The organism is Streptomyces sp. NPDC043867 (genome assembly GCF_056435845.1).
Genome location: NZ_JBWKDS010000012.1, coordinates 15085 through 38335, shown reverse-complemented (window position 1 = coordinate 38335; position 23251 = coordinate 15085). Strand labels below are relative to the sequence as shown.

Genomic DNA, 23251 nt, shown 5'->3' with positions numbered 1-23251 from the left:
ACCGGCGAGGGGCGGGCGTACGGGACGTGCGAACCCGGCCGGTGGGCGAGCCCTCTTGCCCCGGGGCGCGGCCGTGCGGAGGTTTGCCCGGCGCGACCGAGGGTTTTCCCTTCAACACCCGGCTAGGGGCGCTTTCCCCTTGGAACGGCCGGGCCCGGGCTTCTAGCGTGAGGGCGTGCCGCTCGGGCACGGGGAGCCGACCACTTCCGTGAACTCATGGCGCCCACAGACATCCTGAGTACCGCTCAGGTATGAACCGGGGGGGGGGGGGGGGGGGGGGGGGGGGGGGGGGGGGGGGGGGGGGGGTTTGGTGGCTTGCCCCGCCCCCCCCCCCCTCCCACCCCCCCCCCCCCCCCCCCCCCCCCCCCCCACCCCCCCCCCCCCCCTCCCCCCCCCCCCCCCCCCCCCTCTCCCCCCCCTTCCCCCCCCCCCCCCCCCCCCCCCCCCCGCTCCCCTTCCACCTCCCCGGCCGTCCCGCGCGCGGACCGGACGGCCCTACGAGGTCACGGCGCCGAAGCGGATGTCGTAGGACCCCTCGCCGGACATCACCCCGAGCATCCGCTCGGCCTCCGTCACGACCTCGTCCCGCTGGGCGGCGCTGAGCGTGCCGAAGGGCTCGATGGTCAGCGCGTCGCCCTGCTGCCGCCACACGCCCGCGAGGAAGCCGTCGACGAGCAGGGTGCAGTAGGCCTGGTTGCCCTGCCAGGTGCGCCCCTTGAGGTCGCGGGGCACCACCCGGGACCGGTCGGCGTGCGAGAGGAGCAGGTTGTCGAACTCGGGCAGGAGACGCGGCGGGGCCGGGGTGTCCGCGTCCGGGCGGGGCGCGTCGGGGAGGTCGAAGAGCTCGACGCCGTTCTCGTCCCGGAAGGTGACCAGCTCGGGGCGCAGCCGGTCGAAGACCTCGCGCAGCCGCGTCAGACCGGCCCAGGTCTGCATGTCCTTGACCGAGGCGGGCCCGAAGGCGGCCAGGTAGCGCCGTACGGTCGCGTCCGGCGCGGGCACCGGTTCCGAGGCGCGGCCGAACCAGCGTTCGGCGGTGGTCAGCGCGACCTGACCGCTGCGGCCCCACAGTCCGCGCGGGGTGACCTGGACGAGTGGCAGCCGGCAGCGGGCGGCCACCGAGAGTGCGAACGGGTCGGCGTCCGGCCACTCGACGAGCAGCGCCTCGCGCAGTTGCTTCATGGTGCGGGGTTCTGCCTCGACCAGCTCGCGGGCGACGGCGGCGAGCCGGTCCAGGTCGACGCCGGGGAGCCCCTTGCGGAAGCCGTTCAGCTCCCGGTCGCGGGCGGCCTGCACGAGCGGCCGCAGGGTGAGGCAGTCGTCCGCGGTGTGGGTGTGAATGGTGGAGCGCATGGTGACGATCCGCGCGACCTCGCGGTCGGCCATGAGACGGGACAGATCCTGCGGCGTGAAGTCGGCCAGGCGGGCGGCGAGGGCGTAGTACGGCGGCTTCACGTTCTGCGCCTGTAGCCCCAGGAGGTGCCCGACGGCGTCCTTGGCGCCGAGTGCGGAGCGGCGCAGCAGAAGCTGCCGGCCGAGGGTGGCACGGTTCAGCGCGCGGACGCCGAGCACGGGCGCGGACCTGCCCGTCCCGCGGACGGTTACCCTGCCGGCCCCACCGGACACGGACCCTTCCGCCCCGCCGGGAGTCGCTCTGCCGCTCCCCCCTGCGGACCTGCCCGCCTCGCCGGTCGCCCTGCCGCTCCCCCCTGCGGACCTGCCCGCGCTGTCGGGCGCGGTCCCATCCGTCGCGCCGGCAGTTGCCGTGCACCCTTCGCCGGAAGCGGACCTGCCCGTCCCAGGGGCAGATGTCATCTCCGTCCCACCGGACGCCGACCTGGCCGCCCCGGCGCGCGCGATCACGTCCGTCCCGCCGGACGCGGACGCGGACCGGCCCGTCGCCCCTGACGCGGCCGTCGTGGCCCCCGCCTCCCCCGTCGCCCCTGTCGCCCCCGGCGTCTTCGGCGTCTTCGGCGTCCCCGGTCCGCTCGGCGTGCCCGTCGTGCTCGGCGTCTTCGTCATACTCCGCACGCTAACGGTCCTCGCGGACACCTTCTGTCCGCAACGGGCGGGTTTTCCGTCCCGAGGGCCGTCCGTACGCCTTCCGTACGGCCCCCGAGCCTCGCCCTGACGCCATATACCCCGTATATCCTGCTCCGTGATCAGACCGACGCCACGGCGAGGGCGGGAGGCAGCACGATGTCGGAGCGCCGCGTAGGTCCGGACGCGCGGAGTGCCGGGAAGTCCGGCTGGCGCCGCGCGCTGACGCCGACGTCCTCGCCTCCCGCGAAACGACGGCCCCCGGAGCCCGCCCCGCAGGCGGCGGAGACGACCGAGGCCGCCAGCGTCGTGCAGGCGGCGCTGTACCGGGACGGGGTGCGCGTCTCGACGCCGGCCTCGCTCGCGGACACGTTCCGCGAGCTGCGGGACGCGCCCGACGGCATGGCGTGGATCGGTCTCGCCCGCCCCACGGAGACCGAACTCGTCTCCCTGGCCGCCGAGTTCGACCTGCACCCGCTCGCCGTCGAGGACGCGATGGAGGCGCACCAGCGGCCGAAGCTGGAGCGTTACGGCGAGACGCTCTTCGTCGTGCTGCGGGCCGCCCGGTACCTGGACGCGGCGGAGGAGGTCGACTTCGGCGAGCTGCACGTGTTCGTGGGCCCCGACTTCCTGATCACGGTCAGGCACGGCGCCGCGCCGGACCTCTCCGCGGTGCGCCGCCGCATGGAGGACACCCCGGAGCTGCTGAGGCTCGGTCCGGAGGCCGTGCTGTACGCGATCCTCGACTCCGTCGTCGACGGCTACCTCCCGGTCGTCACCGGCGTCCAGAACGACATCGACGAGATCGAGACGGAGGTCTTCCGCGGCGACCCGGAGGTCTCCCGCCGCATCTACGAACTGTCCCGCGAGATGGTCGAGTTCCAGCGGGCCACACGTCCCCTGGTCGGCATGCTGCACAGCCTGATGGCCGGTTTCGCCAAGTACGGCACCGACGAGGAACTCCAGCGCTACCTGCGGGACGTCGCCGACCACGTCACCCACACCAGCGAGCGCGTGGACGGCTTCCGGCAGGCCCTCGCGGACATCCTCACGGTCAACGCGACCCTGGTCACCCAGCAGCAGAACGCGGAGATGCGCGCGCTGGCGGAGGCGGGCTTCGAGCAGAACGAGGAGATCAAGAAGATCTCCTCGTGGGCCGCCATCCTGTTCGCCCCGACCCTGGTCGGCACGATCTACGGCATGAACTTCGACCACATGCCGGAACTCCACTGGCTGTTCGGCTATCCGTTCGCGATCGTCCTGATGGCCGTGGTGTGCACGAGCCTGTACGTCATCTTCAAGCGCCGCGACTGGCTCTGAGCAGGCACCGAGGGAGTCACGCCACGACGGGGTGCGGCCCCGCACGCAGACGCCGGAGGCGTGTTGCGCAAGCCGCGGATCCGGTTCGGCGGGCCGGCGGTCAGGCGGTGATGTCGGTAGCGGTTCCCAAAGGCAGCCAGCGGAAGCTGTCGCGGATGTCGGCGGGGGCGGCGGCGAGGTGGCGCTCGACGGCGGCGCGGCCTTCGCGGAAGTGCTGCCAGCCCTCGTAATGGACGGGGATGGCCGTGCGGGGCCGCAGCAGACGGCAGAGGTCCAGGGCCTGCGCGGCGGTCATGGTGTACCGGACGGGGCCGGTGACCGGGAACCGCACGCCTCCCAGGTGCAGCAACGCGGTGCCCACCGTCAGCCGCCTGGCCACCTCCCGCAGACCGTCGTACAGCACGGAGTCCCCGGAGATCCACAGTGCGCCGTGCTGCTGGCCCTCCCAGGTGAGGGCGAAACCGGTGACATGCCCGGTGATGGGGCGGGACAGCGGCAGACCATGCCGTGCGGGAGTGGCCGTGACGTGGATCGTGGGGCGGTCCGGCGCGTGCAGACTGGTGCCCGACCAGGAGGCCAGGCCGCGGGCGTTACCGCCGAGGCGCCGCGCACCGGCCGGCGTGGTGAGGACGACGTCCGCCCTGCCGAGCAGCGCACGGCCGGCGATGTCGAGGTTGTCGCCGTGCTGGTCGTGGCTGAGCAGAACGGCGTCGATGGGCGGCAGTTCGGAGGCGGCGACGGCAGGACCGGTCCGTTTCCGGGAGAACGCGCCCCAGCCGAAGCTGTAGCGCCGGCCTGCTTCGTCGAAGGTCGGGTCGGTCAGCAGCCGCCAGCCGCCGACCTCGATCAGGGTGGTCGGGCCGCCGATGTGGGTGATGCGCAGTTCGCTCATGAAGATGCTTCCTTCCGGGGCCGGGGCGCGGGCACACGTCCCGGGGGGGGTGGCTGTGCGGCTCGGACGGGGTGAGCCTCCGGCCGTGGACCCGGGTCCACGGCCGGCTGCCGGACGTCCCGGGCGGGCAGCCGGGGCGGCATCCCGGAGCACGAACCCCTCGCCCGGCCGGAGCGCGAACTCCCCGCCCGGCCGGGGCCGTTGCTTCCGTCCCGAGGGGGCAGCGACCTCGGGCCGCCCGGATGAAGACTGAGGCAGGGGCATCGTAGCGGCGGCGGACGGCACGGGCCGGGCCTTCGGTGAAGGTGCCACCGGGACCTCGGCGGCCGGTCGCACGGGACTCCCCGCCGCGCCCGGCGGCCCGGAGCCTGCGGGGCCGGCTCCCCGTGTTCCGCGGAGCCGGCCCGCTTCCCCGCGTCGGCGGCGGCCCGGGCTCAGATCTGCCGGGAGCGGCCGGTCCAGTACCGCTCGCGGACGGCCCGCTTGAGGACCTTTCCGTTGGCGCTCCGGGGCAGCGAGTCGACGAACTCCACGAGCTTGGGGGCGCGGACGCTGCCCAGCCGCTCCCTGCACAGAGCGATCAGTTCGTCGCCGCCGACGGCGGCGCCGGGGTTGAGCTCGACGACCGCGGTGACCATCTCGCCCCAGTCGTCGTGGGGTATGCCGATGACGGCGCAGTCCTGGACGGCCGGGTGGCTCCAGATCACCTGCTCGACCTCACTCGGGAAGATGTTCAGCCCACCGGAGATGATCATGTCCTTCTTGCGGTCGGTGATGAAGAGGTAGCCCTCCTCGTCGAAGTGGCCGACGTCGCCGGTGTGCAGCCACCCGTCGACGATGGCCTCAGCCGTCTTGTCGGGTGCCTTGTAGTAGCCCTTCATGACGAGGTCGCCGCGGACGCAGATCTCCCCGGACACCCCGGTGGGGACCGGACGCCCGTCGCTGTCCCGGATCTCGACGTTGATCAGGGGGTTCGGGCGGCCGCACGACGCCAGCCGGGAATCGGGAGCCACCCTGCCGTCGACGAGGTGTTCCTCCGGGCGTATGAAGGAGATCGCGGCGAACGCCTCCACCAGGCCGTAGCCCTCCGCCATGACCGGGCCGAACAGGTCGATGGCGCGGCGGAGCTTCTCCGTCGACATGGGCGCCGCGCCGCAGGTCAGGAAGCGCAGGGAGGAGAAGTCGCGGTCCGCGACGCCGGGCGCCTCCATGAGCCGGTAGATGACGGTGGGCGCCAGGAACAGTTCCGTGACGCGGTGGCGCTCGATGGCGTCGAGGACGGCGCCCGGTTCCCCCTTGGGCAGGATGACGACCGTGCCGCCGCGTGCCGTGGCGGCGAGGCTGAACACGCCTGCCGCGTGGGTCATCGGCAGTGCGGCCAGGTTGACGATGGGCTCGTCGGCCCGGTACTGCATGGCGATCATGAAGTGTGCCACCGACACCCCGAAGGACCGGTGGGTGTTCATCACGCCCTTCGACGCCCCGGTCGTGCCGCCGGTGGAGAAGATGGCCACCACGTCGTCCATCTCATGGCGCACGTCGGGCGGCGTGTCGGGCAGGTTCGCCGTCCAGTCGGCCAGCGCCGGGTGAGCCGGCGAGTCGTCGAGGCACACGTAGTGCTTGACCGCGGGCAGTGACGGCGCCAGCTCGGCGACCGTCGGTGCCATCGACGGGTGGTAGAACAGCACCTCGCAGTCGAACTCCTCGATCACACGGTGCAGTTCGGGGGCGGCGGCCGTCGGGTTGAGCGGCACCCAGGACAGACCGGCACGCCAGATGCCGAGCACGCAGATCCAGGCCCGGGGGTCGTTCGGGGACAGCACGCCGGCCTTGGTCTCCTTCGGGAGTCCGGCCGACAGCAGCGCGTTGGCTATCCGGCACGACAGCTTCCGCGCCTCGTCGAAGGTCCAGCTCCGCTCACCCCCGACATACGCGGGCGCCTGCGGCGCGTTCCGCCAGCCCCGGTCGAAGAAATCGATGATCGCCATGTCAGACCCCCAGTACCGTGATGGCGGCGACCGCTTCCTCGCCGCCGTAGAATCCGCCGCCGTTCTCCGCCATCGCGATCCGCGCCCCGGGCACCTGCCGGGCTCCGCTCTCGCCGCGGAGCTGCTGGACCAGCTCGTACACCTGCGCCAGCCCGGTCGCGCCGAGCGGATGTCCCTTCGACTCCAGGCCGCCGGACGGATTGACCGGCAGGCGGCCGCCCAGCGACGTCACGCCGGTCTCCGCGGCCCGCGCACCGGCGCCGGGCTCGAACAGGCCGAGCGTCTCGGTCAGCTGGATCTCGGAGAACGCCGTCGCGTCGTGCACCTCGGCCACGTCGATGTCCGCGGGCCCCACGCCCGCCTCCTCGTAGGCCCGCCCGGCCAGCAGCCGGGTGATGTGCCGGTCCATGGCGTCCAGTTCGCGCTGCTCGCCGGTGCCGATCGCGCAGGCCAGGACGCGCACGCTCCGGTCGGCACCGGTCAGCCGCCGCAGCCCGCGCTGCCCGCACACCACGACCGCCGCCGCTCCGTCCGTGAGCGGTGCGCACATCGGCACCGTGAGCGGAAACGTCACGGGCCGGGCGGCGAGGATGTCCTCGACGGTGAGCGGCGTCCGGTGGTACGCCCGGTCGTTGTGCAGGGCGTGCCGGTGGTTCTTCTCCGCGACGGCCGCGATCTGCCGCTGCGTGGTGCCGAACGTGCGCATGTGCGCCCGTGCCATGGCCGCGTAGACGTCCATGAAGATGCTGCGCCTGCCGGTGTCGGCGTCGGCGACCTCTCCGCCCAGCGCGGTCAGCGTCGCGGTCAGCCCGGCCGGATCCGACACGTCGTAGGCTCCGTCGAAGACCGCGAACGCCTTGTCGCGGTCGGCCACGTTCATCTTCTCCGCGCCGACGGCCAGCGCGATGTCGACCGCTCCGGCGCGGACCTGGTTGACCGCCAGATGCAGCGCGGTGGCGCCGGTGGCGCAGGCGTTCTCGACGTTGAAGACCGGAATCCGCTCGAACCCCATCCTGCGCAGCGCGATCTGGCCGCCGACCATCAACTGGCCCTCGAGCGCGGCCTGGGTCGTGTTGCCGAAGAACGCCGCCTCGACCTGGTGCCGCTCCAGCCCCGCGTCGGTCAGCGCCTCGTGGACCGCCTCAGCCGTCAGGTCCGGCACGCCCCGGTCGCTGTGGCGGCCGAACCGTGTCATCCCCACCCCGAGAATCCAGACCGACTCCCCCACAACCCACTCCTTCTGCGTGAACGGAACAGCCGACGGTGCAACGATGTCCCAGGTGCCGAGCGGGGTCGATGTCCGGACGCCCAACGCACACCCGTCCGTCGTTGTGCGGGAGGACAAGCGTCGTCACCGCTGCGGCGCCTCCAGTTCCAGCGCCCACACCAGCTCCACGAGCACATGGGCGGACGACAGGGAGGCCCCGGTGATCTCACCGAACCGGCGCAGCCGGTACCGGAGGGTGTTGACGTGGATCACCAGTGCCTCGGCGGTCTCCCTGATACTCAGTCCGTTGTCGACATACGCCCGGACGGTGTCCTCAAGCAGCAGTCCGAACTCCCCCTCGGCGCGCAGGGGCGCGAGATAGCGGGTGACCAGATGTCTCCCGACGTCGGGGTGAGAAGCCGCCGCCAGCCGCCAGGTGAGCTCCTCCACTCCGAACACACCGGTGCGGCCCAGGTGCGCCGCCACGTCCAGCGCGCGAGTCGCGGTACGGAACGAGCTCGCGATCTCGACGAGGGGGACCTCGGCACCGATGCCGGCCACCCAGTCCTCTCCCCCCTCGGGCCGCCGCACCACCACGCCGACGCAGTCGCCGCCGAGCACACCGGCCAGGGCCGGCCGGCCCGGGGCGCCGCCGCCGCGCTCCAGCATGCGGCGCAGTTCCTCGGCGCCTCGGCCGCCGCGGACCCGGACCGCGCGGTAGGACGCGCCGGGATCCAGCCCGTACAGGGTGCACCCACGGTCGAGTTCGGCGTGGTCCAGCGTGCCGGCGAGCAGGGACCGCACGAACGCGGACCGGCGCTGCGCGTCGTGCAGCACACTCTCGACGTTCAGTTCCTGGTAGGCGAGCGCCAGCCGTACGGTGAAGGCGTCGCTCACCGACCACAGCAGCCGCGCGCCGTCGAGCGCCGTCTCGGCCGGGACACTGTTCAGCGCGGCCAGGTCGAGGAAGCGGCGCTGCACGTTCCCGATGTTCAGCCGGTACGCCCGCATCATGTCCTCGATCGGCACGCCCTGCCGGGCCCGTTCGCGCCCGGTGATCTCCGCCGCCAGAAGCTCGCCCGGGGCCGGCGCGACACCCGTTCTCAGGGCGCACAGCGCGATGTCGAGGTTGCGTTCGATCGACGCGCGCAGCGCGGACGTGGGCACCCCGGCATAGGTGGGCAGCTCGCGCAGGCCCTGCGCGATCGTCTGCTCGGTCAGCGTTTCGAGATCACCCGCGAGCTGGCCGATGGTGCGCACGAGCCGCGCGGGTACGGCGGTGCCGTCGTCCCCGCCCGTTCCTTCCGTTCCCCGGCGCAGCCGCCGGCCGGTGCCGAGGGACATCAGCTCTCCTGCGCGCCGACGAGGAGTTCGCGCAGGATGGCGGTGCCGTTGCGCGTGAGGGCGGACGCCGGATGGAACTGGACGGAGGCGTAGCCGGGACCGCGCAGTGCGTGCACCTCACCGCTGCCCGGGTCGTGACAGACCTGGATCTCGCCGCCCCGGAACGGGCAGGTCAGGGTGGCGGCGGCCGAGTGCGCGGCGAACGTGTTGTAGAAGCCGACGAGTTCCGGCCGCCCGAAGAAGTCGATCTTCTGCTGGGATCCCTGGTTGGGCTCCGGTCTGCGCACGATGTCGAGCCCCAGCAGGGAACTGAGCACCTGATGGCCGAGGCACACGGCGAGGAACGGGATGCGGGAACGCAGCAGCCCCCGGGTGAGGTCGCGCAGGTGCGTGATCTTGGCGTCGCCGTGCAGCCCCGGATCTCCGGGGCCGGGCCCCACGATCACGAAGTCCTGGTCGTCGAGCGTGTACGGCTCGTCGAAACGGCGCACCGTCACGTCAAGGCCCAGGGCGGCGAGGCAGTGCCGGGCCATCGAGGTGAAGGTGTCCTCCGCGTCGACGACGAGCAGTCGCCGGCCGGTCAGCCGGCCGTCCGGACGGCCCCGCTCCTCCGGGTCCGTCAGCCAGAAGGGGGCCAGGGTGGCGTTGCGGGTCGCGAGCGCGGCCACCACGTCGGGGTGGTCCCGCAGCCCCGATCCGCGCGTCGTCGCCGCGGCGCCGTGCGACGCCGTGTGCCCGGTGTCGGGATCGCTGCGCAGGGCGGACAGCAGCCCCGCGGCCTTCGCCCGGGTCTCGGCCACCTCGGCCTGCGGGGAGGAGTGCCTGACCAGGGTGGCGCCGACTCCGATGCTGAGTCCTCCGCTGCGGTCTATGTCCGCGGTGCGGATGAGGATGGACGAGTCAAGGGAGGTGCCACCGGCGCCGTCCCTGCTGATCAGGGCGGCCACCCCGCTGTAGTAACCCCGGCCCTCGGGTTCGTACTTGTCGATGACCCGGCAGGCGCTCTCCAGCGGGCTGCCGGTCACCGTCGGCGCGAACAGGGTGTCGAGCAGGATGTCGCGCACGTCGCGGCTGCTGGAGCCCTCGATGAGGTACTCGGTGTGGGCGAGGCGCTGCATCTCCTTGAGGTAGGGGCCGCGCACCCGTCCTCCGCGGTCGCAGACCCGGCCCATCATCTTCAGTTCCTCGTCGAGGACCATGAACAGCTCGTCGGACTCCTTGGTGTCCCGCAGGAAGGCCATCACCCCGTCGGGATCGGCGCCGCCTTCGGGATAGCGGTAGGTGCCGCTGATCGGGTTCATCGACACCGCGCCGTCGACCAGGCTCACGTGCTGTTCCGGGGTCGCGCCGACGAGGCACCGGTCACCCGTGTGGATCAGGAACGTCCAGTAGGCGCCGGGTTCACGCTGCAGCAGCCGGCGGAAGAACGCCAGGGCGGTGGCCGCGCTCCAGTTCTCCAGCTGCGCCCGGTAGGTGCGCTTGAAGACGAAGTTGGCGCCCGTGCCGCGGCCTATCTCGTCCTGGATGATCCGGCGCACCGTGCCGGCGTACGCCTCGTCGTCGATGTCGAAGCCGTGCTCGTCCATCCTGATCGGCACGTCCGGGGCCTGCTCCAGCAGCTCCCGCAGGGACAGGCCGCACCGTTCCTCGACCGTCAGGGCGAGCAGCGGGGTGCCGTCGTCCGGGCAGGAGTAGCCGCGCTCGGCCAGCAGCCGGTAGGGCAGCACGGCGAGCACGTCGTGCCCCGGCGCACCGGGGTCCTGCGGGAGGGGGAGTTCGGCGAGCGAGCCCGGCCGGGTGACGGTTCCCGTCAGCAGCTCCAGGTGGTCCGCTCCGGTGGTCTGCGGCCGGTGCAGCAGGGCGAACGGCGGCGGGTCGTCGGCGAGGATCCGCCGCAGCAGGGGGTGTTGTCCGCCGGGGAGTGCCTCCTCGGCACCGGGGTTCATGAGCGGCCCCCCTCCTTCAGCTGCCGCAGCAGGGTCTCGGTGGGCAGCGTCATGCCGCAACGCGTCGCGACGTACTGGAGCGTCATGCGGTGGTCGTCCAGGTTGAAGTCGGCGACGGCGTCCCCCACGACGAACGTCTGGATGTCGTGTGCGTAGGCCTCACCCGCGGTCATGAGGATCCCGACGTGGGCGTACACGCCGCACACGATCAGCTGGTCCCGGCCCGTGTCGCGGAGCAGTTCCAGCAGGCTCGTGTTGAAGAAGGCGCTCGGCCGCCACTTGGTGAGCACCGTGTCGCCGGGGCCCGGCGTCAGTTCCTCGACGACGGCGCGGTCCCGCGGCCCGGCGGTCATGCCCGGTCCCCAGAAGTCCTTGAGCAGTCCGCGCTGCCGCTCGGTCATGTCGCCCGGCTGGGCGGTGTAGGCGACCGGCACGTTCAGCCGGGCGCACGTCTGCTTGAGCCGGACCGCGTTGCGGACCAGGGGGCCGACGGGTGACCGGCCGGCCGGGAACGGCCGCAGGAAGTAGTTCTGCATGTCGTGCACGAGCAGGACGGCACGGGACGGGCTCACGGACCACGAGGCCGTGTTCGCGGGAAGGTCGTCCTCGGTGGGCATCGGGTAGGGCTCGATCGCCGGTATGGCCACAACCGACTCCTTTCCAGGTCAGGGGTCACGCGCCGAGCGCGGCCCCGCCGTCGACGGTGAGGTGGTGCATGGTGATGTGCGCCGCCTCGTCGGACAGCAGGAACAGCACGGCGTCGGCGACGTCCCGGGGGCGGGCCAGCTTCGCCAGCGGGATGCCGACGCGGAAGGCTTCCTGGACACCGTCGATCGAGGCGCGGGCCGCGGACTCGTCGTCCCACAGCGAGGTCAGCATGGGGGTGTCGGTAGAGCCCGGGGCGACCACGTTGCAGCGGATGCCGTACGGGGCGCTCTCCAGGCCGAGGCACTTGGTGAAGGTGGAGGCCGCGGCCTTGGACGCCGCGTACGCGGCCATCTCCATGCGCGCGACGCCCGCGGCGTTGGAGGCGATGGTGACCAGGGCACCGCGCCGGCGCGGCATCATCCTGCGCACGACGGCACGCGACACGTGGAACACGCCCGTCGTGTTGACGGCGAAGGTCGCCTGCCAGTCCTCGTCCGTGAAGCCGTCGACCCGGCCGTGGTGCAGCACTCCGGCGGCGTTGACGAGCCGGTCGACCGGGCCGAGCCGCTCCTCGACGGCCTCGATCACCGCGTCGACGTCCGCGCTGGAGGTGACGTCGACCGGGAACGCCGTCGCCCGGTGCCCGGCTCCCCGCAGCTCCTTGGCGAGAACGTCCAGCCGGCCGGGGTCCCGGTCCAGCAGGGCGACGCAGGCGCCGCGTTCGGCGAGTGCCTCGGCCACCGCGCTTCCGATGCCGCCCGCGGCACCGGTCACTACCGCGATCGTGTCCCTCATCGCGGAACTCCTCTCCCTCGGGGTCCTGGTGTGTCGTCGTGCGTCATCGGTCCCGGCCGTGCCACGCGGAGATCACCTCGAACGCCTGCCAGGGGTTCAGGCGCGGGTCGCACAGCGTCGTGTAGGCGGCGTCCAGCCCGGCCAGTCCGGACGGGTCCGCGACGCACTCGGTGACGGCGTACGGCGTCGTCTCCAGGTGCAGGCCCCCCGCGGTCCCGCCCGCGGCGGCGACGGCGTCCTGGAAGCCGACGACCTCCCGCACGATCGTGTCGACGTACCGCGTCTTGAGTCCTCCGGGCGCGGTCACGGTGTTGCCGTGCATCGGGTCGGACAGCCAGCTGACGGGATGTCCCGCGGCCCGTACGGCGGACACCAGCGCGGGCAGCCTGGCGGTCACGGCGTCGGCGCCCATCCGGGCGATCAGCGTGAGCCTGCCGGGTGTCCGTTCGGGGTCGAGCAGTTGGCACAGGCGCACCACGTCGTCGGGGTCGGCGGACGGTCCGACCTTGCAGGCGACCGGGTTGTCCACGGAGGCGAGCAGCCGCACATGTGCCCCGTCGGGCTGCCGGGTGCGCTCGCCGATCCACGGCCAGTGCGTGGAGGTCAGCAGCAGCCGGCCGTCGCGGGTGCGGCGCAGCAGGGGCAGTTCGTAGTCGAGGACGAGTGCCTCGTGGCTGGTCCACACGCCGGCGTACGGCTCGGTCAGGCCGCCGCTGCCGCGCAGGCGCAGTGTGTCCGCGGCCTCGGCCGCGGCGTCGTAGCACATCACCATCTGCGAGGGCGCCGGCCGCCGGGCCAGGGCGTCGGGTTCGGGGCGGTTGACCATGTGCCCGCGGTAGACGGGGAGTTCGCGCCCGTCGACCTGTTCCACGGGCCGGGAGCGGGGCTTGGCGAACTGGCCGGCGATGCGGCCGACCCGCAGGACGGGCCTGCCGGAGCGGGCGCCCATCGCCTCGGCGAGCTGGTCGAGCAGGTCCGCCTTGCGGGACACGGGTCCGGCCGCGCACTCCGCCGGGTCCTCCGCGCAGTCGCCGGCCTGGATCACCTGGAGCCGGCCCCGGGCGACCTCGGCCAGCAGGTCGTGCAGCGTCGCCACTTCGTCCCGGGCGACCAGGGCGGGCCGGTCGGCGAGCAGCCGGCGTACGGGTTCGAGTTGCGGGTCGTCGAGCCAGTCGGGCTGCTGCCGGTTGGGCAGCGCCCGCCATCGGCGCATCTCGTCGCAGGAGAGAGCGGCGCCCTCGTCCTCCGCGAGCAGCAGAGCGGTGTTGTCGGACATCGTTGCGCTACCTCCGTACAGGGCGCGAGCAGGACAGGCGAGAGCGCGGGATGCGGCGTGGCGTCTCAGGCCCGGAGGGCGGCCCGGGCGGTCCTTGCCGTACGCAGCCGGGGATTGTCGTCGAACAGTGCGGTCAGTTCCTTCTCGGCGACGCCGAGGGCCCGGGCGGAGAAGGAACGCAGGGCGTGCAGGTAGGCGTCCTGCAGACCGCCTTCGTCGACGTGCGGTGCACGGCCGTGCTCCAGCAGGATCCGGCCCGCCACCAGCACCGTGTGCACGTCCGCGGTGCCGCCGAGGGTCAGATAGCCCTCCAGCGGACGGGGGTTGAGCAGGTAGCGCCAGTCGTCGACGGGTACGAGCACCAGGTCGGCCTGCTTGCCCGCCTCCAGGCTGCCGACCTCCTGCTCCCAGGCGAGGCCGCGCGCGGCGATCCGGGTGGCCATGGCGAGCGCCTCACTGGCGGGCAGGGCGGTGTGGTCCGCCGCGAGCTCGTTGTACATCTGCCAGGCGGCCCGCATCTCCTCGGCCATGCCCATGACGGGGAACACGCCCCCGTCGGTCGACAGGGACACGTCGAGGCCGGAGCGCCTGAGGCCGGGTATGAGACCGGTCTCGGTCAGGGTGGATTCCCCGGTGGGGCCGTACTTCGCGGGCGAGTGGCTGATGTGGACCCCGGCGTCGAGCAGCATCTGCCGCTCCTCGGGGTCGGCGAAGGCGCAGTGCACCGCCATGAGCCGGTCGTTCAGCAGTCCCAGCCGGTCCAGCCTGCGCACGGGTGTGGTGCCGAAGTGCGCGCGCACCGCTTCCGCCTCGTGGCGCAGGGCACCGACGTGCGTGGCGAAGGGAACGTCGTACTCGGCGGAGAGACGGGCCAGGCCGCGGCCGAGCTCGTCGCTCATGTTGGTGAGGTAGGGGGCCGTGGGCCAGGCGCGCAGGCGGCCCGTCCGGTCGGCCGCGCCGCGGTCCAGCACCTGCTGCATCCGGGCCAGTTCGGTGTCGGCGTCGCGGGTGCGCTCGGGTGCCCCGCTGCCCGTCCCGCACACCGTGTCCGCCACCCAGGCGCTCACCGCGCAGCGGATCCCCAGGTCCAGTGCCGCGTCCGCCAGTGCTTCGGGACGGTTGACGGAGCCGAGGTCGCCGAGCGTGGTGGTGCCGGAGCGCAGCTGGGTCCAGAGCGCGTACCGGGCGACGGCCTGTGCCTCGTCGGGCTCCAGGGCGTCCACCAGGCGGCGGAATCCCTCGAACCCGGCGGAGACCTTGGCGATGTCCCCGCCGAGGGCCATGAAGCCCGGCTCGTCGGCCCGGTCGGACGGTGGGCGCAGGGCTCCCTTGAAGGGGAGACGGAGCGCGAACAGATCGTGCCAGTGGTTGTTCACGAAGCCCGGCATGACGAGCATGGACCGGGCGTCGAGGGTGCGCAGCCCCGCCCGTTGCCCGGGGGTGAGCCCGGCGACGGCCTGCGCCACGTCCTCGACCGGGCCCACGGCGGCGATCAGGTCGCCGACGACGAGCACCGACCCGGTCGGGTGCACCCGGGCCTCGGCGTCCGCCGTACAGACGTGTCCGCCGTGGATCAGGAGCGCCGGCGGGCGGGCGGGAAGCCCCTCGTCGTCCAGCAGCGGGGGCGCGTTCATGCCGGGGCCTCCCCGGTCCCGGCCGCGACGGAGTCGAAGTGCCGCTGCCAGGCGTCGAGCGTGGGCACGGCGGCCAGTTCGCGGAACTGCACCGGCAGGCCTTCCCGCCGCCACCGGTTGACCAGCCGCATCATCTCCAGGGAACCGAGCCCCAGATGGATGAGGTTGGCCTCCGGCTCGATCGCGTCGGGTTCGGTGCCGATCATGGCCGCGACGGCTTCGCGCAGCGCGGCGGACACCTCCGTCGGTGTCCCTCCCGAGCTGTCCCCTGTGGTTTCCATCGTTGTCCTGGGTCCTTCGGCGTCGGTGTGATGAGGGTGGGCGGGGCCGTCGTCCCGTCGCTGGGCGGCGTACGACGTCATCGGCCGGCCGCCTGTCCGGACGGGGCGGTGTCCGCCGCACGGAGCCTGGCCGCCACGTCGGCCGCCAGGGTCTTCTTGTCGACCTTGCCGAGCCCGGTCAGCGGGAGGTTCTCGACGATCGCCAGCCAGTCGGGGAGCTTGTAGTCGGCCAGACCGGCCGCGTGCAGGGCCTCCTTCAGCTCCCGCAGGCCGGGCGGCGGACCGTCCGGGACCACATAGGCGCCGACCCGCTCGCCCAGGAACTGATCGGGTACGGGGACGACGGCGACCTCGGCCACCGACGGATGGGCCAGCAGGTGTTCCTCCACCTCTCCGGCGGACACCTTGTCGCCGCCCCGGATGATGACGTCCTTGATGCGGCCCTCGATGACGAGGGCGCCGTCCCCGGTCAGCCGTGCCAGGTCGCCGGTGCGGTAGAAGCCGTCCTCGGTGAAGGCACGGGCGTTGTGCTCCGGTGCCCGGTAGTAGCCCTGCAGGGTGTACGGGCCCCGGGCCAGCAGTTCACCCGTGCTGCCCGGCGGCAGGTCCGCGCCGTCGGGGCCGACGATCCGTACCTCGTCGTCGGGCGACAGCGGCCGGCCCTGGGTGGTGAGGACGGCCTCCTCGTCGTCGGCGGGGCGGGTGAGGGTGAGCAGTCCCTCCGCCATTCCGAAGACCTGCTGCAGTCTGCACCCGAGCCCGGGGGTGACGCGTTCGGCGACGGAGCGGGGCAGCCTGGCCCCGCCGATCTGCACGAGTTTCAGGCTCGACAGGTCGGCCGTCTTCCACTCGGCGGCCTCCAGCCACAGCTGGGCCAGGGTCGGCACCAGTGAGGTGAAGGTGACGCGTTCGCGCTCGATGGCCGCGAAGCACTCGTCGGCGATGGGCGTGTCGATCAGGACGACGGTGCCGCCGGAGCGCAGGGTTCCCACCACGCCCGGGCAGCCCCAGGTGAAGTTGAACTCCGCCGGGAGCACCGCCAGGTAGACGTCGTGGGGCCCCAGTTCGAGCAGTTCCGCGGCGGCCCTGGTCTGGTACGTGTAGTCGTCGTGGGTCCGTGGGATCAGCTTCGGCAGCGCCGTCGTGCCGCCGGACAGCAGGAAGAACGCGACGTCGGACGGGTCGGGCGGGGGCAGCGGCGCGGGCTCGGCGTCGACCTCGTCCAGCGGGACCAGTGCGCCGTCGGGGGCGTCGGCCGCGTCCAGTGCCGCCCTGTCCAGGACGAAGACCTTCCGCAGGGTGTCGTACTCGCTCACGAGGCCGAGGCCGAGCCGCACGTGATCGAAGCCCTGGTACGTGCCCGGCACCACGTAGGCGACGGCTCCGGAGAGCGCGACGAGGTGGGAGATCTCGCTGGCCCGGTGCGAGACCAGCGAGAACACCGGTTTGGCTCCCATACGGAACAGGGCGAAGCAGACGATGACGAACTCGGGCACGTTCGGGAGCTGTACGACCACCCGGTCGCCGGCGGCGATGCCCTGCTCGACGAAGCCCGCGGCCGTCCGGGCCACCCGGCGGTCGAGTTCGGTGTAGGTCAGACGGTGCTTCCCCTGCACGAGCGCGGTGCGTTCACCGTGTGCCGCCGCGGCGGCGGACAGCAGGTCCGCGAGGTTCTCCCCCCGCCAGTGGCCCGCCGCCCGGTAGTGCCGTGCCCGTTCCCCTGGCCACGGCGTGCATCCCTCAAGCACGGTCGTCCTCCCCGTCGGCGTCGCGCAAGGCGGTGATCTCGACGATGGCGCAGCCCGCCTCCATGCCGGGCGAGGCGCCGATGACCATCACGAGGTCACCGGTGTCGACCTGTCCGGTCGTCCAGAGGTGTTCGAGACCGGCCACGGGGTCGGCGGCGCCCAGGTGGCCGGTGGTGCGGGTGAACTCCCAGATGCCCCGCTTCTCGTCGATCTCCAGCGGGTCCAGGAAGGACGCCTGCAGAGGCAGTTGGGAGAAGCCGATGTGGCAGACCCGGGAGATCTCCGCCATGGTGACGCCGGCCTCCGTCAGCGACTGCCGGGCGGCGGCGGCGACCGTGTCACCGAAGTTCCCCATGGGCGGCGGGACTCCGCGGGCCCACTCCCGGCGCCAGAACTCCCGGCGCTCCTCCAGGTTGAGGGTGCGTCCCACGGTGGGGCCGGGCGGGAACATGGGCTCCCCGCCGCGGTGCAGCTCCTCCATCGCCGGTGCGGACACCGAGCCGACGGACAGCACCCGGGCGAAGCCGCCCCGCCGGGACACCACGGCCGCCGCGCCGGCGTCGCCCAGCAGGAAGAGCTTCGAGGCCCGCCAGCGGTCCACCAGGGGGGTGGAGAAGTTGTCGCCGGAGGTCAGCAGCACCGCCGGCGGCTCGGACACGGCCATGAGACGGGCGGCGGCCATCTCCAGAGCGGAGAGCATGCCGAGGCAGCCCTGCCGTACCTCCACGGCGGTCACCGGGCGGTCGATCGTGTGCCGCAGGACGTAGTGCTGGGCGGACCAGCCGTCGGGGCCCTGGAAGTGGACGCTGCTGTGGAACAGCGCGCCGAAGTCCCCGGGTCCGTGACCGGAGCGGGCCAGCGCGGTCTGCGCGGCGCGCACCGCCAGGTCGGGTGCGAGGGTCTCGCCCGCGACGGGCACGGACTCGATTCCCGCCTCCTCCCGGCTCTCCTCGTCGAACAGCCCTTCCTCGACGGCGCGTCGGGTCGGGTACCGCTCCGGCAGGTGGGTCGCGATGCCCGCGAGGTGGATGCCGCTGACCTTCACGAGCGGGCCCCTCCCGCCATCGCGCCGGAGCCCGCGCCGACCGGCTCGGCGGCAGGCACGAGGAAGCGTCCGACGCTCCCCAGCTTCTCGCAGGTCTCCTCCAGCTCCCGTTCGGGACGGGACTGGCCGACGATGCCCGCGCCGGCCCTCAGCCAGGTGCGGCCGTTCTGCCGGTAGACACTGCGCAGTACCAGGGCCGCGTCCATGCCGCCCGTGTGATCCACCGTCAGGACGGCCCCGCTGTAGAGACCCCGTGCCTCGGACTCGTTGGTGCGGATGCTGTCGTACGCGGCGTCCTTGGGTACGCCCGAGGCGGTGACCGCGGGGAACACCGCCTTGAAGGCGTCCCAGGCCCGCCGGCCCTCGGCGAGCTGTCCGCCCACCCGGGAGGCCAGGTGCTGCACGGTGCCGCGTTCCTTGACGACCATGAACTCCTCGACGTCTATGGTGCCCGGGACGCACACCTCGAGCAGTTCGTCGCAGGCGATCTTCACGGAGATCGCGTGTTCGTAGATCTCCTTGGGGTCGGAGAGGAGTTCGGCGCGCAGCCGGTCGTCCTCGGCCCGTTCGCCGGTCAGGGCCCGGGTTCCGGCCAGGGGCTGGCTGACCACCCTTCCGTCCGGGTCGACCTGCACGACGATCTCCGGGCTGAATCCCGTCGCCTCGATGCCGCCGAGGCTGAGGAGGAACGAGCGTGCGGGGTTGTTCCCGCGCCGGCCCGCCAGGTACGTGCCGACGAAGTCGACTTCCTGATCGACCGGGACCACCCGGGAGAAGATCACCTTCTGGAGCTGGCGGTCGTTGATGGCATCGACCGCGGCCCCGACGGCCCGGCGGTAGTCGTCCGCTCCGGCCTGCCGTACGTCGACGGGGTTCGGCGCGGTCCGCGTTTCGGTGTCCTCCGCCGCCAGCACGTCCAGCACGGCCGTGAGGGCGGCCTGGTCGACGGAGCGCAGATACGCCTCGCCGCTCTCGATCCTGACCTCGGTGTGCGGCACGACGAGGTGGAGCAGCCGCTGGTCACCGACATGCCGCAGGTCTCCGCCCTTGGCGTAGGACAGCTCGAACGCCGCCCAGCCGTAGGCCCGCCAGTCCTTGACCTGAACGGCGTCGAGCAGGTTCTGCACCTGCTGAAGCGGGCGGCCGTCCCACGGCAGATGCACCTCCTCCGGTTGCCGCAGCCGGGCGCCGGTACGGTCCAGCGTGATCTCGGCGAGCGCACCGCCGGCGTAGGACCAGGTGCCGGCGTTCTCGTAGACGACGTAGTCCGGGTGCAGCCCGGACGAAGCCAGGCGGGCGGCCGCGGTCATGGGGTCCGAGGCGAGCCGCAGCCTGGTCTCGAAGTAGTGCCTGGGGGACTGATACATCGCGAGCGTCCTCTTTCTCAACAACCGAAAGGAAAATGCGAGGCGAAGGGTTCACCGCGGCTGCGGGCCGGCTCGCGACCCTGCGGACAGCCGTGCGATCAGTGAGACCGCGGGGGTCGTGAGCACGGTGGAGATCAGCGCCATGACGACGAACATCGTGAACACCGTGGGCGTGATGACACCGAGGTCCAGACCGATGTTGAGCACGACCAGCTCGGTCAGGCCGCGGCAGTTCATCAGGGCGCCGATGGACAGCGAGTCCGTCCAGCTCATGCCGCAGCCGCGGGCGGCGAGCGTCGTGCTGCCCCACTTCGCGGCCGTCGCCGTCAGGACGACGGCCAGGCACCAGCACCACGCCTGCCAGTCGTCGAGCAGTCCGATCGAGGTACGCAGCCCGGAGAACACGAAGAACAGCGGCAGCAGCAGCGTCTCGGTCACCGACCGCAGGCGCCCCACGGCCCACTCGACCGGGGCGGAGCCGCGGGGCGTGACGGCGCCGAGCAGAAAGGGCCCGAAGATCGCGTGGATGCCGATCCGGTCCGTGGTCAGGGCACAGAGCAGGATGCCCGAGAAGAGCACCGGCAGCATGGGGCCGCGCGGCCAGGTGCGTCCGTTGAGCGTGCGCTCCAGCAGGGGCCGTACGGCGAAGTGCAGCAGGGCGCAGAACAGGGCGGTGAGGCAGACGATCCGCACCGCCCCGAACGGTGAGGAGTGCCCGGCCACGGCGACGACCACGGCGAGAAGACACCAGGCCGTGACGTCTCCCACGGCCGCGCAGGAGAGCGCGACCGGCCCGACGGTCACGGTCTCGGAGCGCCGCTCCGCGAGGATGCGGGCCAGCACCGGAAAGGCCGTGATGCTCATGGCGACGGCGATGAACAGCCCGAAGGCCGTGAAGTCCAGGCCGTCGGGGGCATAGGGCCGGTACAGGCCCAGCGCCAGCAGCGCCCCCGCGAGCAGGGGCAGGGCGACGCCGACGTGGCTGATGGTCAGGACGGTCTTCCCGCGCCCGCGCACCGCCCCCAGGTCCAGCTCGTAGCCGACCATGAACATGAAGCACACCAGCCCGAGCTGGGCGAGCGTGTTGATCGGTGATGTCAGTTCCTCCGGGAACAGCCAGTGGTACCCGGACGGCCACAGCAGGCCGAGGAGCGAGGGGCCGAGGACCGCGCCGGCGACGATCTCGCCGATGACGGCGGGCTGGGACAGCCGTCTGAAGAGACTCGCCGTCAGGTGGCAGACGAGCAGGATCACCGGCAGGGCGAGCAACAGCGCGCCGAAGGTTCCCGGGGCCGTGGGCGCCTTGTCCGGGCCGGCCGCCGCCTCGTGCGCGCCGGTGATCGTGCCGCCGAGGCGCAGCACGGCCGCCACCAGGATCACCGGGACGAGTACCAGGAGGGCGTAGAGGTGTCGGGTGCGGGCACGCCGCGGAGGCGGCGCCAGCCTCAGATCGCCGGCCATGACGCGTACTGCCGCAGGCCGTAGAGCAGGGGGGCCGGTGTGGGGTTCAGGAGGACGTCGCGCACCTCGGCGAAGACGACGATGTGATCGCCGTGCGTCACCTGCCGGACGACCGCGCAGTCGGCGACCGCGTGGGCGTCGGTGTGCAGATGCGGTCCGGCGGCGCCCGGCTGCACGTTCCAGTCGACGCGGTCGAACCGGTCCGGCGCGCCCGAGGCGAACAGTTCCGCGGTCGACCGCGCCTCCTGGTGGAGAAGGTTCATGACGAACTCACCGCCGGTGAGTGCGGCCCCCAGGGTGGGACTGCCGCGGCGCAGGCACACCAGGAGGGTGGGCGGTTCCAGGGCCACACTCGCCAGGGAGGTGCAGGTCATCCCCCAGGGACGGGCCTCGGCGTCGAACGCGGTGACGATCGCGACGCCCGTGGGGAATCCGGCCATCAACTGCCGCAGCCCGTCGGCCCCTTCGAGGCGGGCGTGGCCGCCCGCCTCCGCACGTGTTGCCGGCTTCATGGAAGGTCTCCGCGCTCTACTTGCCGTGCAGGGCATGCAGGATGTCGTACGTGGAGGGCAGCTCCTTGAGCTGTTCGGCCGCGCGGCGCGGTACGTCGGCGAAGAGTGCTTCCGCGCCGGCCACCGAGGCGGGCTTGTACTGGAGGGCGGGCAGCACGTTCTCGGGCAGGAAGCCGAGGCCGGCGAACATGCACCAGTAGTTGGTGTTGTTCCAGAAGTTCTTGTTGCCGAGTTCGGACGTGCCGTGCAGCACCTGCTCACCCGAGGAGTACGGGTTGACCGGCAGACCGGCCCGGTAGAGCTCGACCTTCTCGCGCAGGTCGTCCCCGAGCGGGATCTTCTTGTTCGCCCGCCAGAACTCCGTGTCCGTGCGGGGCGAGAAGGCGAAGTGGGTCTGGATGAAGTCCACCGTGAAGTCGAACATGCTCTCGATCTCGCGGTTGAACCGGTCGATCAGCGTCGGGTCGAACCGCTTGTCCGGGAAGTGCTTGGCGAGCTGCTCGATGGCCGTGTAGATGAAGTAGATGCCCGTCGACTCCAGCGGTTCCACGAAGCAGGAGGACAGGCCGACGGCGACGCAGTTGCGCACCCAGGCCCGGCGGTTGCGGCCCACCCTGAAGGACACCTGGTTCAACGGCGTGTCCTTCGGGTCGAGCCCCCACAGCGCGCAGAACTCCTCGGTCGCGTCCTCACGCGTGGTGAACTTGCTGGAGAAGACGTAGCCGGTGCCGAACCGCGTCAGCATCGGGATCTTCCAGGTCCAGCCGTTCGACATGGCGATCGACGAGGTGTACGGCTCGACACCGTTGGCCTCGTCGTCGTGCGGGACCGATGTGGCCACCGCGCTGTCGCACAGCAGCTTGTCGCCCATGTCGAGGAACGGCTCGCTCATCGCCTTGTTGATCAGCAGGCCGCGGAAGCCCGAGCAGTCGACGAACAGGTCGCCTTCCAGAAGCTGGTCGTCCTTCGTCCGCAGCGCGGTGATGAACCCGCGCTCGTCCTGGATCACCTCCGCCATCTCCCCCTGGACATGACGCACGCCCTGCTTCTGGGTGGCGAAGCGGCGCAGGAAGTCGGCGACCAGCGCGGCGTCGAAGTGCCAGGCGTAGTCCATGGCCGGCGTTCCGTCCGCCTTCCAGGGCCCCTTGTTGGCGTCGAGCACCGCGGTCTCCGGGAAACAGGCGCGGTCGAACGGCCCGGGGTCGTCACCGCGCTGCTGCTTGAGGTACCAGTACTGCGGCAGCGGGATCCCGTCGTGCTGCTGGAGGTGCGCGAAGTGGTGGTAGAAGTAGTCCGTCTCGGCGCCCAGCGGACGGGGCTGCGGCACCCCGCGTCCCGGTGTGCGCCAGTTCACGAACTTGATGCCCGCCTTGAAGCTGGCGTTGACTTCCCGCATCCATTCGTGCTCAGGAATCCCCAGGAAGTCGAAAAAGGCGGAGTGCAGGTTCGGGACCGTCGCTTCCCCCACGCCGATACGCGGAATGGCGGGGGCTTCGAGCAGGGTGATGTCCACCTCTCCCTGCAAGGCCTTCCCGAGATACGACGCCGTCATCCAGCCGGCCGTTCCCCCGCCGAGGATGACCAGACTCCTGATTCGCCCGTCACTCATGGCACTCCCCCATCGGCATTCGAGTCAGCGGGATCTCCACCCGGCTGTCCACTCAGGTCCACATCTTGCGGACGGTTTCTATATCGAGGCGGAGGGAAGCTATAGCCCTCCTATACCGCGCAGGTCAGCGAGGCCTCC

Annotated in this window: 18 protein-coding genes; 1 reads left to right on the top strand and 17 read right to left on the bottom strand. The window is 72.1% G+C overall.

The genetic code is table 11. The features are described 5' to 3' along the window. Window positions 1-495: 495 nt before the first annotated feature. Complete coding sequence (locus tag AC069T_RS14315) at window positions 496-1815, bottom strand: winged helix DNA-binding domain-containing protein (RefSeq protein WP_478783023.1); 1320 nt, start codon at window positions 1813-1815, stop codon at window positions 496-498. Window positions 1816-2199: 384 nt separating this feature from the next. Here AC069T_RS14315 and AC069T_RS14310 point away from each other — a divergent pair, with 384 nt between their 5' ends. Continuing rightward, entirely contained in the window at window positions 2200-3360 is a 1161-nt protein-coding gene (locus AC069T_RS14310; RefSeq protein ID WP_478783022.1) for a magnesium and cobalt transport protein CorA, read from the top strand. A gap of 100 nt (window positions 3361-3460) precedes the next feature. On the opposite strand, the gene AC069T_RS14305 is transcribed toward AC069T_RS14310, so the two are convergent. From AC069T_RS14305 to AC069T_RS14230, 16 genes are all read right to left on the bottom strand, one after another. Next, window positions 3461-4252, bottom strand: coding sequence for an MBL fold metallo-hydrolase (locus AC069T_RS14305; RefSeq protein WP_478783021.1), 792 nt, complete (start codon window positions 4250-4252; stop codon window positions 3461-3463). 434 nt (window positions 4253-4686) lie between these two features. Continuing rightward, complete coding sequence (locus tag AC069T_RS14300) at window positions 4687-6240, bottom strand: class I adenylate-forming enzyme family protein (protein WP_478783020.1); 1554 nt, start codon at window positions 6238-6240, stop codon at window positions 4687-4689. Window position 6241: 1 nt separating this feature from the next. Further along, a complete protein-coding gene (locus tag AC069T_RS14295; RefSeq protein ID WP_478783019.1) occupies window positions 6242-7468 on the bottom strand; it encodes a thiolase family protein in 1227 nt (408 codons plus the stop codon). 123 nt (window positions 7469-7591) lie between these two features. Beyond that, window positions 7592-8791, bottom strand: coding sequence for a PucR family transcriptional regulator (locus AC069T_RS14290; protein WP_478783018.1), 1200 nt, complete (start codon window positions 8789-8791; stop codon window positions 7592-7594). Then, on the bottom strand, window positions 8791-10737 hold the full coding sequence (locus AC069T_RS14285) for an anthranilate synthase family protein (RefSeq protein ID WP_478783017.1): 1947 nt from the start codon (window positions 10735-10737) through the stop codon (window positions 8791-8793). The genes AC069T_RS14290 and AC069T_RS14285 overlap by 1 nt, the downstream gene beginning before the upstream one ends. Continuing rightward, complete coding sequence (locus AC069T_RS14280; protein ID WP_478783016.1) at window positions 10734-11384, bottom strand: isochorismatase family protein; 651 nt, start codon at window positions 11382-11384, stop codon at window positions 10734-10736. The genes AC069T_RS14285 and AC069T_RS14280 overlap by 4 nt, the downstream gene beginning before the upstream one ends. A gap of 25 nt (window positions 11385-11409) precedes the next feature. Then, the gene (locus AC069T_RS14275; RefSeq protein WP_478783015.1) at window positions 11410-12180 is read right to left on the bottom strand and encodes a 2,3-dihydro-2,3-dihydroxybenzoate dehydrogenase; all 771 of its coding nucleotides are present in this window, start codon (window positions 12178-12180) and stop codon (window positions 11410-11412) included. Between the two features lie 43 nt (window positions 12181-12223). Beyond that, the gene (locus tag AC069T_RS14270) at window positions 12224-13393 is read right to left on the bottom strand and encodes a 3-deoxy-7-phosphoheptulonate synthase (RefSeq protein WP_478783148.1); all 1170 of its coding nucleotides are present in this window, start codon (window positions 13391-13393) and stop codon (window positions 12224-12226) included. A gap of 128 nt (window positions 13394-13521) precedes the next feature. Further along, window positions 13522-15090: an amidohydrolase family protein gene (locus tag AC069T_RS14265; RefSeq protein WP_478783014.1), complete on the bottom strand. Its 1569-nt coding sequence runs from the start codon at window positions 15088-15090 to the stop codon at window positions 13522-13524. Then, a complete protein-coding gene (locus AC069T_RS14260) occupies window positions 15087-15371 on the bottom strand; it encodes a phosphopantetheine-binding protein (RefSeq protein ID WP_478783013.1) in 285 nt (94 codons plus the stop codon). Before AC069T_RS14260 ends, AC069T_RS14265 begins: the two co-directional genes overlap by 4 nt. A gap of 77 nt (window positions 15372-15448) precedes the next feature. Beyond that, window positions 15449-17119: a (2,3-dihydroxybenzoyl)adenylate synthase gene (locus tag AC069T_RS14255; protein WP_478783012.1), complete on the bottom strand. Its 1671-nt coding sequence runs from the start codon at window positions 17117-17119 to the stop codon at window positions 15449-15451. Further along, the gene (locus AC069T_RS14250; RefSeq protein WP_478783011.1) at window positions 17112-18164 is read right to left on the bottom strand and encodes a ketoacyl-ACP synthase III family protein; all 1053 of its coding nucleotides are present in this window, start codon (window positions 18162-18164) and stop codon (window positions 17112-17114) included. The genes AC069T_RS14255 and AC069T_RS14250 overlap by 8 nt, the downstream gene beginning before the upstream one ends. Next, window positions 18161-19531 (bottom strand): salicylate synthase, encoded by a 1371-nt coding sequence (locus AC069T_RS14245; protein ID WP_478783010.1) that lies wholly within the window; start codon window positions 19529-19531, stop codon window positions 18161-18163. The genes AC069T_RS14250 and AC069T_RS14245 overlap by 4 nt, the downstream gene beginning before the upstream one ends. 51 nt (window positions 19532-19582) lie before the next feature. Beyond that, window positions 19583-20992 carry a cation:proton antiporter domain-containing protein gene (locus AC069T_RS14240; RefSeq protein WP_478783009.1) on the bottom strand — a complete coding sequence of 470 codons (1410 nt, stop codon included), beginning with the start codon at window positions 20990-20992 and terminating at the stop codon, window positions 19583-19585. Next, complete coding sequence (locus AC069T_RS14235) at window positions 20977-21504, bottom strand: flavin reductase family protein (protein ID WP_478783008.1); 528 nt, start codon at window positions 21502-21504, stop codon at window positions 20977-20979. Before AC069T_RS14235 ends, AC069T_RS14240 begins: the two co-directional genes overlap by 16 nt. Before the next feature lie 16 nt (window positions 21505-21520). Further along, window positions 21521-23113 carry a tryptophan halogenase family protein gene (locus AC069T_RS14230; protein ID WP_478783007.1) on the bottom strand — a complete coding sequence of 531 codons (1593 nt, stop codon included), beginning with the start codon at window positions 23111-23113 and terminating at the stop codon, window positions 21521-21523. Window positions 23114-23251 lie beyond the last annotated feature (138 nt).

Coding starts and splice junctions, on each gene's coding strand:
- AC069T_RS14315 (WP_478783023.1), bottom strand. CDS start 1,815: ATGACATCTGCCCCTGGGACGGGCAGGTCCGCTTCCGGCGAAGGGTGC.
- AC069T_RS14310 (WP_478783022.1), top strand. CDS start 2,200: ATGTCGGAGCGCCGCGTAGGTCCGGACGCGCGGAGTGCCGGGAAGTCC.
- AC069T_RS14305 (WP_478783021.1), bottom strand. CDS start 4,252: ATGAGCGAACTGCGCATCACCCACATCGGCGGCCCGACCACCCTGATC.
- AC069T_RS14300 (WP_478783020.1), bottom strand. CDS start 6,240: ATGGCGATCATCGATTTCTTCGACCGGGGCTGGCGGAACGCGCCGCAG.
- AC069T_RS14290 (WP_478783018.1), bottom strand. CDS start 8,791: ATGTCCCTCGGCACCGGCCGGCGGCTGCGCCGGGGAACGGAAGGAACG.
- AC069T_RS14285 (WP_478783017.1), bottom strand. CDS start 10,737: ATGAACCCCGGTGCCGAGGAGGCACTCCCCGGCGGACAACACCCCCTG.
- AC069T_RS14275 (WP_478783015.1), bottom strand. CDS start 12,180: ATGAGGGACACGATCGCGGTAGTGACCGGTGCCGCGGGCGGCATCGGA.
- AC069T_RS14270 (WP_478783148.1), bottom strand. CDS start 13,393: ATGCGCCGATGGCGGGCGCTGCCCAACCGGCAGCAGCCCGACTGGCTC.
- AC069T_RS14265 (WP_478783014.1), bottom strand. CDS start 15,090: ATGAACGCGCCCCCGCTGCTGGACGACGAGGGGCTTCCCGCCCGCCCG.
- AC069T_RS14260 (WP_478783013.1), bottom strand. CDS start 15,371: ATGGAAACCACAGGGGACAGCTCGGGAGGGACACCGACGGAGGTGTCC.
- AC069T_RS14245 (WP_478783010.1), bottom strand. CDS start 19,531: ATGTATCAGTCCCCCAGGCACTACTTCGAGACCAGGCTGCGGCTCGCC.
- AC069T_RS14240 (WP_478783009.1), bottom strand. CDS start 20,992: ATGGCCGGCGATCTGAGGCTGGCGCCGCCTCCGCGGCGTGCCCGCACC.
- AC069T_RS14235 (WP_478783008.1), bottom strand. CDS start 21,504: ATGAAGCCGGCAACACGTGCGGAGGCGGGCGGCCACGCCCGCCTCGAA.
- AC069T_RS14230 (WP_478783007.1), bottom strand. CDS start 23,113: ATGAGTGACGGGCGAATCAGGAGTCTGGTCATCCTCGGCGGGGGAACG.